At 61.8% G+C, this 16,262-nt stretch carries 9 protein-coding genes and 3 tRNA genes; 4 read left to right on the top strand and 8 right to left on the bottom strand.

Going from position 1 to position 16,262, the window contains the following annotated elements; genetic code table 11:
- Nucleotides 1–414 precede the first annotated feature (414 nt).
- The 5 genes from HMPREF2919_RS08810 to glnA all read right to left on the bottom strand — a co-directional run bounded on the left by HMPREF2919_RS08810 (nucleotide 415) and on the right by glnA (nucleotide 5,954).
- A tRNA-Val gene (locus HMPREF2919_RS08810) sits at nucleotides 415–486 on the bottom strand.
- Nucleotides 487–510: 24 nt separating this feature from the next.
- Nucleotides 511–581 (bottom strand) — tRNA-Cys (locus HMPREF2919_RS08805).
- Nucleotides 582–628: 47 nt separating this feature from the next.
- A tRNA-Gly gene (locus HMPREF2919_RS08800) sits at nucleotides 629–701 on the bottom strand.
- A 399-nt stretch (nucleotides 702–1,100) separates the two neighbouring features.
- Nucleotides 1,101–4,454, bottom strand: coding sequence for a bifunctional [glutamine synthetase] adenylyltransferase/[glutamine synthetase]-adenylyl-L-tyrosine phosphorylase (locus tag HMPREF2919_RS08795; RefSeq protein WP_210398971.1), 3,354 nt, complete (start codon nucleotides 4,452–4,454; stop codon nucleotides 1,101–1,103).
- Nucleotides 4,455–4,613: 159 nt separating this feature from the next.
- Entirely contained in the window at nucleotides 4,614–5,954 is a 1,341-nt protein-coding gene (gene glnA / locus HMPREF2919_RS08790) for a type I glutamate--ammonia ligase (protein WP_049362897.1), read from the bottom strand.
- Nucleotides 5,955–6,386: 432 nt separating this feature from the next.
- On the opposite strand from glnA, the gene HMPREF2919_RS08785 reads away from it, so the two are divergent.
- Together HMPREF2919_RS08785 and panB are read left to right on the top strand one after the other, a co-directional pair.
- Entirely contained in the window at nucleotides 6,387–8,228 is a 1,842-nt protein-coding gene (locus tag HMPREF2919_RS08785) for a geranylgeranyl pyrophosphate synthase (RefSeq protein ID WP_070667259.1), read from the top strand.
- 54 nt (nucleotides 8,229–8,282) lie between these two features.
- On the top strand, nucleotides 8,283–9,197 hold the full coding sequence (panB, locus tag HMPREF2919_RS08780) for a 3-methyl-2-oxobutanoate hydroxymethyltransferase (RefSeq protein WP_070616569.1): 915 nt from the start codon (nucleotides 8,283–8,285) through the stop codon (nucleotides 9,195–9,197).
- Between the two features lie 163 nt (nucleotides 9,198–9,360).
- On the opposite strand, the gene HMPREF2919_RS08775 is transcribed toward panB, so the two are convergent.
- Entirely contained in the window at nucleotides 9,361–9,618 is a 258-nt protein-coding gene (locus HMPREF2919_RS08775; protein WP_080975560.1) for a hypothetical protein, read from the bottom strand.
- Between the two features lie 282 nt (nucleotides 9,619–9,900).
- Here HMPREF2919_RS08775 and map point away from each other — a divergent pair, with 282 nt between their 5' ends.
- Both map and ppgK read left to right on the top strand, forming a co-directional pair.
- Entirely contained in the window at nucleotides 9,901–10,812 is a 912-nt protein-coding gene (gene map / locus HMPREF2919_RS08770) for a type I methionyl aminopeptidase (RefSeq protein WP_012903792.1), read from the top strand.
- 145 nt (nucleotides 10,813–10,957) lie between these two features.
- Nucleotides 10,958–11,809 (top strand): polyphosphate--glucose phosphotransferase, encoded by an 852-nt coding sequence (ppgK, locus tag HMPREF2919_RS08765; RefSeq protein ID WP_049340710.1) that lies wholly within the window; start codon nucleotides 10,958–10,960, stop codon nucleotides 11,807–11,809.
- 176 nt (nucleotides 11,810–11,985) lie between these two features.
- Here ppgK and nrdR read toward each other — a convergent pair whose 3' ends face one another.
- Complete coding sequence (gene nrdR / locus HMPREF2919_RS08760) at nucleotides 11,986–12,441, bottom strand: transcriptional regulator NrdR (RefSeq protein WP_005506525.1); 456 nt, start codon at nucleotides 12,439–12,441, stop codon at nucleotides 11,986–11,988.
- Nucleotides 12,442–12,612: 171 nt separating this feature from the next.
- Nucleotides 12,613–16,155 (bottom strand): DNA polymerase III subunit alpha, encoded by a 3,543-nt coding sequence (dnaE, locus tag HMPREF2919_RS08755; RefSeq protein ID WP_070667257.1) that lies wholly within the window; start codon nucleotides 16,153–16,155, stop codon nucleotides 12,613–12,615.
- Nucleotides 16,156–16,262: the final 107 nt, after the last annotated feature.

Genomic DNA, 16,262 nt, shown 5'->3' with positions numbered 1-16,262 from the left:
TCGTGACATCGGGGACACGGAGCGGGGCGAGCGTCACAAAACAGGCTTGGCGGAGCCAGCAAAAGGCTGAGAAGGCGACAGCCCCTCCCCCATAAGTTCGTTATACCGGTATCGCGCACACAAGCCCTGCCCTTACTGAACCGGGCTCGAGTGTTTTACCTACGGGGCGGAGGGATGGTGCCCTCCGTCGTGACATCGGGGACACGGAGCGGGGCGAGCGTATTTTCCGGAAGCGCCCTCAGGGTGCCCGAAGCGAAGCGAGGGCGGGTCCCCTGCGACGGCGCGGAGGAAATATACGCAGCACCGCCTCCAGAACATGCACAGGAACAAGGAGGGCTCTATCCCTCCGCAAACCCAAAAAACCAAAAAGTTAAACACAAAAGCCCTTAGCTCGAAAGCTAAGGGCTTTATCTGTGCGCGATACTGGGATCGAACCAGTGACCTCTTCCGTGTCAGGGAAGCGCGCTACCGCTGCGCCAATCGCGCTCACAAAACAGTTGTTTTGTTGCGAGGTGAGGACGGGATTCGAACCCGCGTACACGGCTTTGCAGGCCGCTGCCTAACCACTCGACCACCTCACCGCATACGCTCCACGAGGGAACGCGTTCGAACTCTTGGAGTCCTTACGAGCGGTTGACGAGACTTGAACTCGCGACATCCACCTTGGCAAGGTGGTGCTCTACCAACTGAGCTACAACCGCATATCAGCGTATTCAATTTGAATCATGACGAGGAGTTTTTTGCTCCGTCGTGCTGACAGGTAAATACTATACGGGGTTTTTGAGTGTTTGCCAAATCCTTTGCCAATTACCCTATGTTCCGCATGTTTCCGGGGTAGAACGGGGTGTTTTGCTTCGTTTTTGAGGAGTGCGAGCAAAATTTATTTTCATGGTGCCGGTCACATTTTCAGGGTTTTGGGGTGGTTACTGTTCCCGTGAGGGCAGCAGCGGGCACACGATGTCCTCCACGATGTCTGCAGAACGTCCGCAAAATTTTTCGCAAGGACACGAAAAGGAGGGGTGGGGAACCTGGTTCCCCGCCCCTCCTCTATGAAATCCGCACCGGCAAATACGCCGGGATCATGTTTTTCTGGAATCTTTTTAGAGCTCTTCGAAGAAGAGGCGTTCGTAGACCTTGCGGGCGTTGCGGGTTTGGCGCAGGTAGTCCTCTTCGAGGGCGCGTGCGCTGCCGGCGGGGTATCCGCACCAGCGGGCGATTGCTTCCAAGTCGGCGCGTCCCGAGGGTAGGGTGTCGGATTGGCGCACGCCGCGCAGTACGTTGCCGCCGCGAATCTTCGTGGCGAGTAGCCAGGCGCCGCTGAGGACTTCAGCGTCCGCGGCGGCGACCAGCCCCGCCTCAACCGCGGCGTTTAGCGCCTTCAGCGTGGAGGTGGTGCGCAACCCCGGCACGGCGTGCGCGTGGCGTAGCTGTACGAGCTGGACCAGCCATTCCACGTCGGAGAGGCCGCCGCGGCCGAGCTTGAGCTGGCGGGTGCGGTCGGCGCCGTGCGGCATGCGTTCGTTTTCAACGCGCGCTTTCATGCGGCGAATCTGCTGCACCTGTTCGGGCGTGAAAGTTGCCGGGTAGCGGTACGGGTCGATGAGCTCCACGAAAGCCTCGCCGAGCGCCTCGTCGCCCGCGATGGGGCGAGCGCGTGTGAGCGCCTGGAACTCCCAGGTTTCCGCCCAGCGTTCGTAGTAGGAGCGATAGGAATCCAGCGAGCGCACGATGGCGCCCTGCTTGCCCTCGGGGCGCAGGTCGGCGTCCACTTCGAGGGGGCGTTCAGCACGAATCGGGGGCTTGACGGGCTGCTTGAGGAGCGCCAGGGTGCGGTTGACGATGCGCGCCGCCTGTTCCTGTGCGGCGTCTTCGTCGGCCCCGTCGAGGGGTTCGTGGACGAACATGACGTCCGCGTCGGAGCCGAAGCCGTTCTCGGCGCCGCCGAGGCGGCCCATGCCGATGACGGCGATGCGGGTGAGTAGCTTCTCCCCCGCTGTCTCCTCAGCTTCGGCGGGTTCGGCGCCTTCCGGTGCCGTCTGGAGTTCACGCAGGGCAATCTGTAGCGCCGCACCGATTGTGCACTCGTCGATGGCGGCAAGACCGGCGCAGGTGTCCTCAACGTCGACGATGCCCAGGGTCCAGCCCATGGCGGTGCGCAGGGTTTCGCGGCGGCGCAGGTAGCGCACGGCGCGCATCGCCTCGGCGGCGTCCGCGTGGCGTGCCAGCAGGGAGGAAATCTCGGAAGCGAGCGCTTCTTCCCCCAGCGGTTTGAGGTCGGCGACCTTGTCCAGCCAGGCGATGGAGGCGGATGCGTCCTCGAGCAGGTCGGTCATGGGGCGCGAGCTGGAGAGTAGCTGGCTGAGGCGTTCGGCGGCTGCGGGTGAGTCGCGGAGCATGCGCAGGTACCAGCTGGTGCTGCCGAGCGATTCGGAGACGATACGGAATCCGAGCAGGCCGGCGTCCGCGTCCACACCGCGGGCGAACCAGCCCAGTAGCACGGGCATGAGGTGCCGCTGAATGTCTGCACTGCGGGAAAGTCCCGTGGTGAGTGCCTTGATGTGGCGCATGGCGCCGCGCGGGTCGCGGTAGCCGAGGGCTGCAAGGCGGTCCTGTGCCGCCTGTTCGCTGAGCACCACTTCGTCGCGGCTGAGCGTGGAGACGGCGGCGAGCAGCGGGCGGAAGAAAATCCGCTCGTGCAGTGAACGGACGTTCCGTTTAATTTTCTGCCATGCCTTGAGCATCTGCTCGGCGGAGAGCGTGCCGTTGCGTTCCGGGGAGAGAATCGAGCGGGCGAGGGCGCGCTGTTCGGCATCCTTCTCGGGCATCAGGTGGGTGCGGCGCAGCTGCTGCAGTTGGATGCGGTGCTCGAGCACGCGCAGCTTCTTGTAGTCGCGGCTGAACGCTTCGGCGTCGGTGCGGCTAATGTAGCTGACGGCGGTCAGCGCCGCGAGGGAGTCCACGGTGGATTTGGTGCGCACTGCGGGGTCGGTTCGACCGTGCACGAGCTGCAGCAGCTGCACGGTGAACTCAATATCGCGTAGGCCACCCGGGCCCAGCTTAATCTGACGGTCCACCTGGTTCGAGGGAATATTGTCGGTCACGCGGGCGCGCATCGCCTGCACGGATTCCACAAAGGATTCACGGGCGGCGGACTCCCACACGAAGGGGTCAATGGCGCGGGCGTAGCGGGCGCCCAGCTGCGCCGAACCGGCGATGGGGCGCGCCTTGAGCAGCGCCTGGAACTCCCAGTTTTCCGCCCAGCGCTTGTAGTACTGAACGTAGGATTCGACGGTGCGAACGAGCGGGCCGTCCTTACCTTCGGGGCGTAGGTTCGCGTCGACCTCCCAGAGGGCGGGTTCGGGTGCGGGGCCCATGATGGCGCGGGTGAGGGCGTGCACGAGCTCCGTGCCGATGGTGGAACATTCGTTCTCGGTGAGCTTGAGCGGGGCGCTCTCCCTCTCTGCCCCGGCATGAGGCGCGGCGCCAGCGGCGGCGGGTTCCACGGGCGCAACCACGTACACCACGTCAACATCAGAGATGTAGTTCAGCTCGCGGGCACCGCACTTGCCCATGCCGATAATTGCCAAGTCCAGGGCGTCTACGGCTTCGCCTCGGCGAGGAGCCGCCAGGCCGGGGCCCAGCCCCTCCATCACTTCGGTGCGGGCAATGGCGAGCGCACCCTCCAGCGCGGCGGCAGCCAAATCGGCGAGGTGACGACCGATGGTGGGCATCATTTCGACCGGGTCTTCACAGCACACGTCGATCAGGGCGATGCGCGCCAGGGCGGCGCGGTAGGCGACGCGCAGGGTCACGTAGCCGTCTTTACCGGTCTGTTCGGCGGCAGCGCGCGGACGCTCTGCGTGGGGGTCGGCGCCGAGGGCGGTGAGGATATCGCGGCGGTAGGGGGTGTCCAGCGGTGCGATGGGGGTCAGGAATTCCCCGTCGGTTTCCGGCAGAATCGACGCCGGGTGCTGGGAGCGAATCAGCGCGCTCTCAGCCGGGTACACCTGCGTGTCGAAGAGCGGGTCAATGTGTTCGGGGCGGCGGTAGAGAAAATCGCCAATCGCCTGGGATGCGCCGAGCAGGCGGTACATGCCGAATTCTTCTTCGCCGCGGTTGGCGCGTTCGGCGACCGCCGGGTGCTTCTCGATGAGGCGCACGAGGGCGGGCAGGGCAATATCCGGTGAGGGTGCGAGGCGCAGCCCGGCAAAGAGCGCATCCTGCGAGACGTGCTTCAGTTCGGGTGCGTTGAGCCAGCGTTCTGCCTTGGACGGGTCGTGGAAGCCGGTGGCAATCATGCGGGTGTGCAGGCGCAGCTGTGCTTTGCGTTCGGCTTCGGCGCGCTGTTCGTCGTCGAGCGCATCGGGGGCGATGTCGGTCAGCGGCTTGGGTTCTTTGGCGGGGTCAACAATGCGGATGAGCCCGGTGACCGGGTAGTGAGAGCTGTCAGTCATAGCGTGAGAACTGTGGGTAGAGAGTATAAATTTCGGCGGGATAAAAAGCGATGCTGATACACCTGTGGGCGGTACCCGCCGGCGTGTTACCGGTAGCGGGTACCGCCCTGAGGCTGTCAGCGCTCACTCATCCTGTGAGGAGGTGAGAGGATCCAGCCGTTAGAGGATTCCGAGGTTGTGCTTGAGCTCGTAGGGGGTCACCTGAGCCTGGTACTGGTCCCAGTCGGCGCGCTTATTGCGCAGGAACTGCTCGAAGACCTGCTCGCCCAGAACCTCCGCCATGAACTCGGATTCTTCGGTGATATTGATGGCTTCACGCAGGGACGCGGGCAGCGGGTTGTAGCCCATGGCGCGGCGTTCGGCGTTGGTCATGGCGGCGAGGTCTTCGGTCACGGCGGGCATGAGCGGGTACTCGTTTTCGATGCCCTTCAGGCCTGCTGCAAGAATCACCGCGTAGGCGAGGTACGGGTTCGACGCCGAGTCCAGGCCACGGTACTCGATGCGGGCGGACTGCATCTTGTTCGGCTTGTACAGAGGCACACGCACGAGGGCGGAGCGGTTGTTGTGGCCCCAGGAGACGTAGGAGGGTGCCTCGCCGCCGCCCCAGAGTCGCTTGTAGGAGTTGATGAACTGGTTGGTGACCGCGGTGAATTCGGGGGCGTGCTTGAGCACACCGGCGATGAAGTGCCGCGCGGTCTTGGACAGCTGGTATTCGGCGCCGGCTTCGAAGAATGCGTTGGTGTCGCCTTCGAAGAGGGAGAAGTGGGTGTGCATGCCGCTGCCGGCGTACTTGGTGAAGGGCTTGGGCATGAAGGTTGCGTACATGCCGAGCGAGTAGGCGACTTCCTTGATGACGGTGCGGAAGGTCATGACGTTATCGGCGGTCTGCAGGGCGTCGGCGTGGCGCAGGTCGATTTCGTTCTGTCCGGGGCCGGTTTCGTGGTGGCTGAATTCGACGGAGATGCCGACTTCTTCGAGCATGGTCACTGCCTTGCGGCGGAAGTCCTGCACGATGCCGCCGGGGGTGTGGTCGAAGTAGGATTCGTGATCCACGGGCACGGGGAATCCGTCGGCGCCGAGCTTGGAGGATTCGAGCAGGTAGAACTCAATTTCGGGCGAGGTGTAGCAGGTGAAGCCCATCTCCGCTGCCTTGTTGAGCACGCGCTTGAGCACGCCGCGGGTGTCGGAGGCGCTAATCTCACCGTCGGGGGTGAGCACGTCACAGAACATGCGGGAGGTGTAGTCTTCCTCGCCGCGCCAGGGCAGGATCTGGAAGGTGGAGGGGTCCGGCTGCAGCAGCATGTCAGATTCGTAGATGCGGGAGAAACCCTCAATCGAGGAGCCGTCAAAGCCCAGGCCCTCATCGAAGGCGCTTTCTACTTCAGCCGGTGCGAGCGCAACGGATTTGAGGGTGCCGACCACGTCGGTGAACCAGAGGCGGATGAAGCGGATGTCGCGCTCTTCGATGGTGCGCAGTACAAATTCCTGTTGGCGGTCCATGAGTTGCCCTCTCGGTGCGGGCGCGCATCCGCGTGGTACCCGTCTGCGGGTGGCGGAGGCGCGCTAAATTTGCTGCCGAGGTGAAGAAGACCCTGTTGCGGAAGGCCCTGCATGTCCCTTGGGGTTCCAAGGGGGTTGCGGCGGGTTGTGTACCAGCGGTGCTGGCGCCTCCTTGCCCCGGCGTGTGTCCTGTTGTTATCTAGCCTATCGGGTTCTGCTGTGCGTCGCGCGGGTGGAAGGTTTCGTTTGTGTAAATTCTCGCTCGTGTCTCGCTCGTGCGCCTCGGTAGATCAGATTCTGGGCGATGCGAGGAGGGGCGCTCCCCCACTTTTTCTGCGGTGTGGGTTTTACTCAGATGCCAAGCAGGTTCAGATACCTAGCATATGACGGTTCTCGGGGCGGGGAGCGGGGTCGCCTTGCGATAATGGGAGTATGCTACATTCCATTCTTCCCTCGACTGTGCAGTTTCCGTCGGAGCAGTTTCCATTGGCGCAGCTTCCGTTGGCGACCAGCATCGTGGCGGCTGACCCCACCGGTTTAGAGTGGCTGCTACTCATTGCGGCACCGGTTGTTTTCTGCGTTGTTTACCTGGCGTGCATTATGGCGATTGCGGCATTTGGCCCGCTGGTCATGAGGAACAACAAGTCTGGCGGCACAACCTATCTGCTGGACCGCCCCTCCCGTGTGGCGTTTAGGACTCGCACCGTGGCGCTCTTTGCGGTGGTGGGTGCGTTTGTAGAGCTTCTTTGGCTCGGTTATACGGGTCGTTTGGGGTCGAGCGCGGCTATTCCGGTCATTATTTTTAGCTGGTCGTGGAAGTACACTTTCTTCTTCTTGCCGCTTCAGGTAATTCGTTCCTGGTATGTTCACGCAAGCCGCGGCAAGTATGATGCGCTGTCGGCTGAGGGTGCTCAGCGCCGTGAGAAGCTGAACCGTAAGAGCGCGTACGATGTGTCGAAGATGATGCAGCGTAACCCGCAGCAGTTCGCGATGAGCAAGGAGCTGCACACGCAGGCGCGCGCTCAGAAGATCGCGGGTATGCGTCCGTTCCAGCACCTTGATGAGGCGGGCAAGAAGCGCCGCGCGAACTATACGGTGGAGCTGGCGTTGGCGCAGATGCAGGTGCGTCAGATGAACCCCGGCAAGCTCCCTTCGGAGGCGTTCGGCGAGGGCATCCTGGGTATGGGTCTTGGCGTTAGATCTGATCGGGCGGTGGAGCAGACGTGGCTGACGCTGTGCACCGAGCGTGTGAACGCGGTGGATGCGCCGAACTACCCTGATTCGCTGTACCCGGTGTCGGCTCGTTTTTCGCTGTTTACCACGATGTCGCTGTTGCAGCCGCTGATGGGTCGCCCCTATTCACCATTTACTGCGCCGAATGCGCGCCGTTTCGTGCCCCGTGATTTCTCGGCGGATACCGTGCTGTTGAAGACTGAGGAGCTGGGCAAGAAGGCTCTGGCGCAGAGCGCGATTTTCCGTCAGATTCATGAGCGTCTTCTGCCGTTGCATCGGCAGCAGCCTCAGCTGGTGGATGGCCGCGCCCTGGCGTATTGCGGTGCCCTACTGCTGAGCGTGGCGAAGGCGGAGGCGGAGAGCCAGCGGTTGACGAGCCAGATTCTGGCGGCGGCCGCTTCTGAGCGTGGCATCCTGTCCTTTGGAGTGTTCTCGCAGATCTCTGAGGATTATCAGTGTGTTCAGCGTCTGCTGAATCTGATGGTGAAGGCGACCGCCGACGTTGAGCGTTTCATCAACGCGGTGGAGGCGCTGGTGCAGATGCATTCTGGTCCGGTTCAGCCTTCCGGCATTGCGTACGAGAAGGTGCAGATGGAGTACATTGCTGCTCTTCTGGACGTTATTGTCTTCTCTTCGCACGCCCCGCTTGCCGGTTCTATTCAGGCGTCTTACGCCCTGCTGAAGGCAGACTATGAGGCGTTTACATTCAACACCACCGATGAGTTGAGCCGCAGCTACTGGCTGCAGTACGCGAAGAACGCGGTGAATGCCTGCGATACGGGCCTGTCCCAGGGCTATGAGGGCTTCTTCGATAACGATGCGGCGCTCCCGGCGTGGGAGTCCTACGCGGAGGACGTCGTGAAGGAAGTCTGCACCTATTCGATCATGCAGCTGTACTGGGATGCTCTGGTGCAGCAGGCGCTCATTCAGCGCGATTTGCCGCGTGAGTTTAGTGATGCTTCTTCCGCTGTTCCGGAGCTGATGAATAAGAACGCCGCTGCGTCGTTCCCGACCTACTACATTAACCTCATCTGGAACTAGGTTCGGGGCGAGCGGTACGCCAGGTTGGAGCCGTGCAGGGTTAGAATAGTCAGCATGACTACTGAGCGTTCTTCCGAGATCTCTTCGCCCTACGCGGCACAGCCTGCCGCTACCTCCGCGGCTGCTCCCGCGACTGCTTCTGCATCGAAGCCTTTTGACCTGGACACCGTCAAGAAGGTGCGTACCGTTCACCTGGCTCAGGCTAAGGCGACCGGTCAGAAGTTCTCCATGCTGACCTGTTATGACGCTCTGACGGCGCAGATTTTTGATCGCGCCGGCGTCGACATGCTGCTGGTGGGTGATTCAGCGGCGAATGTGGTGCTCGGCTACGAGTCCACCCTGACCATTACCCTGGATGAGATGATTCCGCTGGTTGCGGCGGTTTCCCGCGGTGCATCCCGCGCCATGGTGGTCGCTGATCTGCCGTTTGGTTCCTATGAACAATCCCCACAGCAGGCGGTGGCGAGCGCTGTTCGCCTGATGAAGGAGGGCGGCGCGCACGCGGTCAAAATTGAGGCGGATGCCTCGATGGCTGAGTGGGTTCGTGCCCTGGTGCGTACCGGTATTCCGGTGGTGGCGCATGTTGGTTTCACCCCGCAGTCGGAGCATGCCCTGGGCGGTTTCCGTGTGCAGGGCCGCGGTGATGCGTCTGAGCGTGTTCGTGAGGATGCGGTAGCGCTGGCTGAGGCTGGCGCTTTCTGCGTGCTCATGGAGATGGTGACCGCTCAGACTGCGCAGCTGGTGGATGAGGCTGTGGGCGCTGTGCCGACTATTGGTATTGGTGCATCGAATGTGACGACCGGTCAGGTGCTGGTGTGGCAGGACATGATGGGTGTTCGTTCCGGTCGCGTGCCGCGTTTTGTGAAGCAGTTTGCGCAGGTCGGCCAGGTCATGGAGGATGCTGCGCGTGCTTATCGTGAGCAGGTTCGTTCGGGTGAGTTCCCGGCGGCTGAGCACACTTTTGAGTAGGCTTTAGCCTGAGAAAAGGCTTATGAAGAAAGCTTGAGAAGAAAGACCCCCGTATCCGGTGCTCCGAGTGCGGGGGTCTTTCGTCTCAGACTGTATGTCTGTTAGGCGGCGTGCGCCTTGAGCGTTGCTGAGGGCGTTGGGCAAGGCTGAGGGTGCTCGTTCTTTAGAGCCAGCCGCCGTCCTTTTCCCAGGCGTCGTTGCGTTCGCGGGCGCGGTCCATGGCGTGTGCCGCCTCCTCGTAGGTTTTGAAGGGGCCCCACAGGGAGGTGACGGCGCTCTGCTGGCCGCGTTCAACCTCGCCGGTTTTGAGGTTGTACCAGTACTCTTCGGGGTGCGGGCTGGTGGATTCAGTCGCGGAGTTCAGGGTCTTTTCGACCGCCGATTCGATGGCTTCGCTCAGGTGGTTTTTCTTCTCACTCATGGTTTCTCCTTCGACAGTGAGGGGTTGGTGTTTCTAGCTTCTCACGCGCGTAGGTTCGTGGCAATGAGGCGGGTGGAGCTTCTCACGGCGTTTCCCCTCCACGGTCTTCCGCCCCGGTCTTCCGCCTCTGCCTTCCACTCCGGCTTTTCACCCGCGTAGTTTTGCCGCTAGCGTGCATGAAATTTTATTCACAATCTGGGAAAAAGGTACGGCTTGTGTATCCGCCGCTTTTTAGCGCCTGAGCAAGGGACACAACCCGCCCACGCCCGGTAAGATGAAACTATGTCTTCAACCAAAACGAATACTTCGCACAATCTTCCTGCAGAGCCCGGTCGAGCACCCGTGGGTTGTCTGACCCCCGGACGCATCACCCCCATGCGCCCGGTCCCCTCGCACATTGTTCGCCCCGAGTACGTGGGTAAGCCCACCGCCAACGAGGGTAACGACTCGAACATGTACACCCCCGAGGAAGTTGAGCGGGTTCGCGCAGCCGGCAAGATTGCGGCAGGCGCCATTGTTGAAGCATCCAAGATTTGCGTGCCCGGCACCACCACCGACGAGATTGACGTGCTGGTCCACGAATACATTTGCGACCACGGCGCGTACCCCTCCACCGTGGATTACCGCGGCTACCCCAAGTCCGTGTGCACCTCCCTGAACGAGGTCATCTGCCACGGCATCCCGGACTCCACCGTGCTGGAGGACGGCGACATCCTCAACCTGGACGTCACCGCATACCTGGACGGCATGCACGGCGACACCAACAAGACCCTGCTCATCGGCAACGTGGACGAAGAGTCCCGCCTGCTGGTTGAGCGCACCGAAGAGTCCCTGAACCGTGCGATTAAGGCTGTGAAGCCGGGCCGCCAGATCAACGTGATTGGTCGCGTCATTGAGAAGTATGCGGCACGTTTCGGTTACGGCGTGGTTCGCGACTACACCGGTCACGGTGTGGGTCGTGAGTTCCACTCGGGCCTCATCATCCCCCACTACGATGCGGCACCCGCCTACGACACTGAGATCCGTGAGGGCATGATTTTCACAATCGAGCCCATGCTGACCCTCGGCACCATCGAATGGGACCTGTGGGACGACGACTGGACTGTGGTCACCCGCGACCGCAAGCGCACCGCGCAGTTCGAGCACACCCTCGTGGTGACCGCTGACGGCGCGGACATCCTGACCCTGCCCTAAGCGCAGCCCTCTGGGTTTCCTACTTGTGCAGGTATTGTGCAGGTACGAGCCCAGCACCTCACTTTTATATCAATTCACCCACTGACAAGCCCGCCCACTCCCCTAGGTTACACGGCAGTAGGCGGGGCGAAAGAGAGAGAAAACCATGAGCGAATACGCAGAACCCGGCGTCATCAACGAGCTGCCCGCCCCCACCCCCAAGGACCTGCAGATTGGTGTGGACATTGGAGGTACCGGCATTAAGGGCGGTATCGTCGACCTGCGCACCGGTAACCTCGTGTCCGACCGTTTCCGCATTGACACCCCCAAGCCTGCAACCCCCGAGGCTGTGGCTGAGGTTGTACGCCGCGTAGTGGATGAGCTGCAGGGCCGCGACCTGGCACCGGACCCCGAGTCCGCTGTCGGCATCGACTTCCCCGCAGTGGTGAAGAACGGCATGGTCTTCTCCGCAGCGAACGTGGACGACTCCTGGATCAACACCGACCTGGAACAGGTCATGAGCGAGGCTCTGGGCGGCCGCACCGTCTACGGCCTCAACGACGCTGACGCAGCCGGTCTGGCTGAGGCAACCTACGGCCAGGGCCGTAACCGTGACGGCCTGATCGCTGTCATCACCCTGGGCACCGGCATTGGCTCCGCCCTCATCAACGACGGCGTGCTGATCCCGAACACCGAGCTGGGCCACCTGGAGATCGACGGCCACAACGCCGAGTCTCAGGCTTCTGCCCGTGCCCGCGAGGTGCACGAGCTGTCCTGGAAGAAGTACGGCAAGCGCCTGTACCGCTACTTCGAGCACGTTCAGATGCTCTTCTCCCCCGACCTGTTCATCATCGGCGGCGGCATCTCCAAGAACCCGGAGAAGTTCATGCCCTACTTTGAGGACCAGATTCGTACCCCCATGGTCATGGCTGCCCTGCGTAACAACGCGGGTATTGTGGGTGCGGCACTGTGGGCTGGCGGCATGCTGCAGGAACGCAAGCGCCGCGGCGAAGCGTAAGGGTTTGCTTCCTGCTATCCGCCTCGGATAGCGCTTCACATACGTACGAAGGGACCGCCTTCCGAATCATTCGGAAGGCGGTCCCTTCTGTATGCCGCCGCTCATGTAGCGGCGGCCGAGCTCATTAGCTACTGGGTTAGCTAGTGGCTGTGCTAGTCAGTTACTGTGCTAGCTAGTTACTGGGCGATGCGGTCCTCACGCAGACGCGCAATCGCCTCCTCAAAGTCTTCAAGGTTCTCAAATGCCTGGTACACGCTCGCAAAACGCAGGTAGGCGACCGCGTCCAGCTTCGACAGCGGCTCCAGGATGGTCAGACCCACCTCGTGCGCGTTAATCTCTGCCAAACCGCGGGCACGAATCAGCTCCTCAACCTCCTGGGCGAGCTTCGCCAAATCGTCCTCACCCACGGGGCGGCCCTGGCATGCCTTACGCACGCCCGCGGCAATCTTCGAACGGTCGAAGGGCTCGGTCACGCCGGAACGCTTAATCACCGAAATGGTGGTGGTTTCAACGGTCGTGAAGCGGCGAGCGCAGGAGGTGCACTGGCGGCGGCGGCGAATTGCGGCGCCGTCATCGGTGGTGCGGGAATCCACCACGCGCGAGTCGGTGTGCTTGCAATAGGGGCAGTACATTGTTTCTCCTTGGCTGGGCGCTAGCGCCCGCGTATACAGCGCTCAAGAATATTTATACCTATTCTACCGTGATATACAGCGGATACACCGTATGGTGTGAGTGAATATACGCTCAGGGTGGACTCTGCTATGCAGAATCCACCCTGTCATTCCCCTCATAGGGGCGTGTTGTTAGCGTCGAATGCAGCTCGGACCGAAAATCGTCTTGATTTCACCGAAGAGGCTCGGGTTCGGTTCCACGCGCACGCTCGGGTCCAGCAACACCAGCTGCTCCTTATCGCGGGTACGCACGAGCATGCGCACATCCGCGGTGCCCTTGTGGTCGCGCAGGGTCTCCTTCAGCTCCTTTAGGTTCGCCTCGGTCACCAGGTACTCGGGTACCACGATGGTGATGGGTGCGGCGCGGCCGTCATCGCTGATTTCCAGGATCTGCAGTTCCTGCGCGCTCATGTTCACGCTACCGTCGTCGCGGCGCTGTACGCGGCCACGAATCGAGCAGATGAGGTCGTCCGCCAGGGCGGCGCCCATCGTCTCGTAGGCGCGGGAGAAGAACATGACCGTAATGGTTGCGCCCGAGGGGTCTTCCAGCTCCACGGAGGCGTACTGGTTACCGCTGGACTTGGCGATACGGCGCGAAACGCCGGTGAGCATGCCCGCAAGGGTGACGGTTTCGCCGTCGCGCACGTGCGAGTCTTCACCGATGATGTCGTGTACCGAATGGCTTGCGGCATCCGAGAGCGCACGCTCCAGGCCGCGCAGCGGGTGGTCCGAAACGTACAGGCCTAGCATGTCACGCTCAAAGTTCAGCTTCTCACGGCGGTCCCACTCGGGCACGTCGGGGATGGTTACCGTCAGCTCGTCGCCGAGAGCATCGTCCATGCCGAGGGAGCCGAAGAGGTCGAACTGACCCGCCGCCTCCTTACGCTTGACCGCCACGGCTGCGTCCACTGCCGCCTCGTGAATGAGGGACAGCGAACGGCGCGTGTGACCCAGGTCGTCGAAAGCGCCCGCCTTAATGAGCGACTCGATGGTGCGCTTATTGCACACCTGCAGCGGCACCTTCTTCAGGAAGTCGTTGAAGGACTCGTAACGGCCCTTCTCCTCGCGGGCGGCAATCATGCCTTCGACTACGTTCGCGCCCACGTTACGGATCGCGCCCATACCGAAGCGGATATCGTCACCGACGGGGGCGAAGGTCAGGGTGGACTCGTTCACGTCCGGTGCGAGCACGGTAATGCCCATGGCGCGGCACTCGTTCAGGTACAGCGCGAGCTTGTCCTTGTTATCGCCCACGCTGGTCAGCAGCGCAGCCATGTACTCCTGCGGGTAATGTGCCTTCAGGTACGCCGTCCAGTACGACACCAGACCGTACGCAGCCGTGTGCGCCTTGTTGAACGCGTAGTCAGAGAACGGCAGCAGAATATCCCAGAGCGCCTTAATAGCGCCCTCAGAGTAGCCGTTAGAAATCATGCCGTCGTGGAAGGTAGCGTACTGCTTATCCAGCTCCGCCTTCTTCTTCTTACCCATCGCACGGCGCAGCAGGTCTGCCTCACCCAGAGTGTAGTTCGCGACCTTCTGAGCAATCGCCATAACCTGCTCCTGATACACAATAAGGCCGTAGGTGGTGTCCAGAATATCCTTCAGCGGTTCTTCCAGCTCGGGGTGAATCGGCTCGATCTCCTGCTTACCGTTCTTACGCAGAGCGTAGTTGGTGTGCGAGTTCGCGCCCATCGGGCCCGGACGGTACAGCGCCAACACTGCCGAAATGTGCTCGAACTCCTCGGGCTCCATGAGCTTGAGCAGCGAGCGCATCGGGCCGCCATCGAGCTGGAACACGCCGAGGGTGTCACCGCGCGCCAGCAGACGGTACGATTCCGGATCGTCCAAAGACAGGGATTCCAGGTCCAGGTCGATGCCTCGGTTGACCTTAATGTTCTCCACCGCATCGGAGATGATGGTGAGGTTACGCAGACCCAGGAAGTCCATTTTGATCAGGCCCAGGCCCTCACAGGTGGGGTAATCGAACTGGGTAATGACCTGGCCGTCAGCCTCGCGGCGCATCACGGGAATCACATCCACCAGATTCTTGCTGGACATAATCACGCCCGCAGCGTGCACACCCCACTGACGCTTCAGACCCTCCAGGCCCTTCGCTGTCTCGAACACCTGGCCGTAAATCTTATCGACCGGGTCCTCAATGAGGGCGCGCAAATCTGCCGCCTCGGCGTAACGCTTATCCTCTTCGTTGTACACGTTCGCCAGGGCGATGTTCTTACCCATGACGTCCGGCGGCATCGCCTTGGTGAGGCGCTCGCCGACCGAGTACGGCTGATCCATCACGCGGGAGGCGTCCTTGAGCGCCTGCTTCGCCTTAATGGTGCCGAAGGTGACGATCTGCGCGACCTTCTCTTCACCATACTTATCGGTCACGTAGTCGATGACCTCGCCGCGGCGACGATCGTCGAAGTCCACATCGAAGTCGGGCATGGAGACGCGGTCGGGGTTGAGGAATCGCTCGAAGATCAGGTCGTGGTCGAGCGGGTTCAGGTCGGTAATACGCATCGCGTACGCGACCATGGAGCCTGCACCGGAGCCACGGCCGGGGCCCACGCGAATACCGTTGCGCTTAGCCCAGTTGATAAAGTCGGCGACCACGAGGAAGTAGCCGGGGAAGCCCATGGAGGTAATAACCCCCACCTCGTACTCTGCCTGCTTGCGCACAGCGTCGGGAACGCCCTGCGGGAAGCGGTAGTGCAGGCCCTTCTCGACCTCCTTCACGAACCAGGATTCCTCGTTTTCACCCTCGGGCACGGGGAAGTTCGGCATGTAGTTCGCCTTGGTGTTGAACTCCACGTTGCAGCGTTCAGCGATTTCGAGGGTGTTCTCGCACGCGCCGGGAATGTCGCCGAACAGGGCGTACATTTCTTCTGCCGAGCGCAGGTAGAAGTTATCCGCGTCGAATTTGAAGCGCTTGGGGTCGGTGAGGGTCGAGCCGGACTGCACGCACAGCAGCGCCGCGTGGGCGGTGTGGTCTTCCTGGCGGGTGTAGTGCAGGTCGTTGGTGGCGACGAAGGGCAGGTTCAGCTTCTTGGCGAGGCGGTGCAGATCCTCCTGGACGTTGCGTTCAATGTCCAGGCCGTGGTCCATGACCTCGCAGTAGAAGTTATCTTTGCCGAAAATATCGCGGAATTCACTCGCCGCCTGAACCGCCTCGTCGAACTGACCCAGGCGCAGGCGCGTCTGAACCTCACCGGAGGGGCAGCCGGTGGTGGCAATCAGGCCCTTCGAGTAGGTCTGCAGCACCTCACGGTCCATACGGGGCTTGTACAGCTGACCTTCCAGCGACGCAATCGAGGAGGCACGGAACAGGTTGTGCATGCCCTCAGTGGTTTCAGCCCACATGGTCATGTGGGTGTAGGCGCCACCACCGGAGACGTCGTCGCGGGAGCCGTCGCCCCAGCGCACACGCGAACGGTCGGTGCGGTGCGTGCCGGGGGTCAGGTACGCCTCCACACCAATGATGGGCTTGATGTCGTGCGCTTTAGCCTGGCGCCAGAAGTCGAAGGCACCAAAGAGGAAGCCGTGGTCACTGGTCGCCATGGACTTCATGCCGAGTTCTTTAGCGTGGGTGAATAGGTCACCCAGGCGCGCGGCACCGTCGAGCATGGAGTACTCGGTGTGCACGTGCAGGTGCGTAAATTCTTTGGTTGCCACGGGAATCTCCTGGAGGTGTGGGCTGGAGGATAGGCGGTGAATGTGAAGCTGTGTGCGGCAGCCCGCGGGTGGCTCTACCTAGCTGGGCTGTCTAGCCGAACCGAGCT

Origin of the sequence: Rothia sp. HMSC068E02, from assembly GCF_001813565.1 — a bacterium.
Classification (GTDB): domain Bacteria; phylum Actinomycetota; class Actinomycetes; order Actinomycetales; family Micrococcaceae; genus Rothia.
The sequence above is the reverse complement of the archived record's forward strand: the minus strand, read 5'-3'. Positions and strand labels throughout refer to the sequence as shown.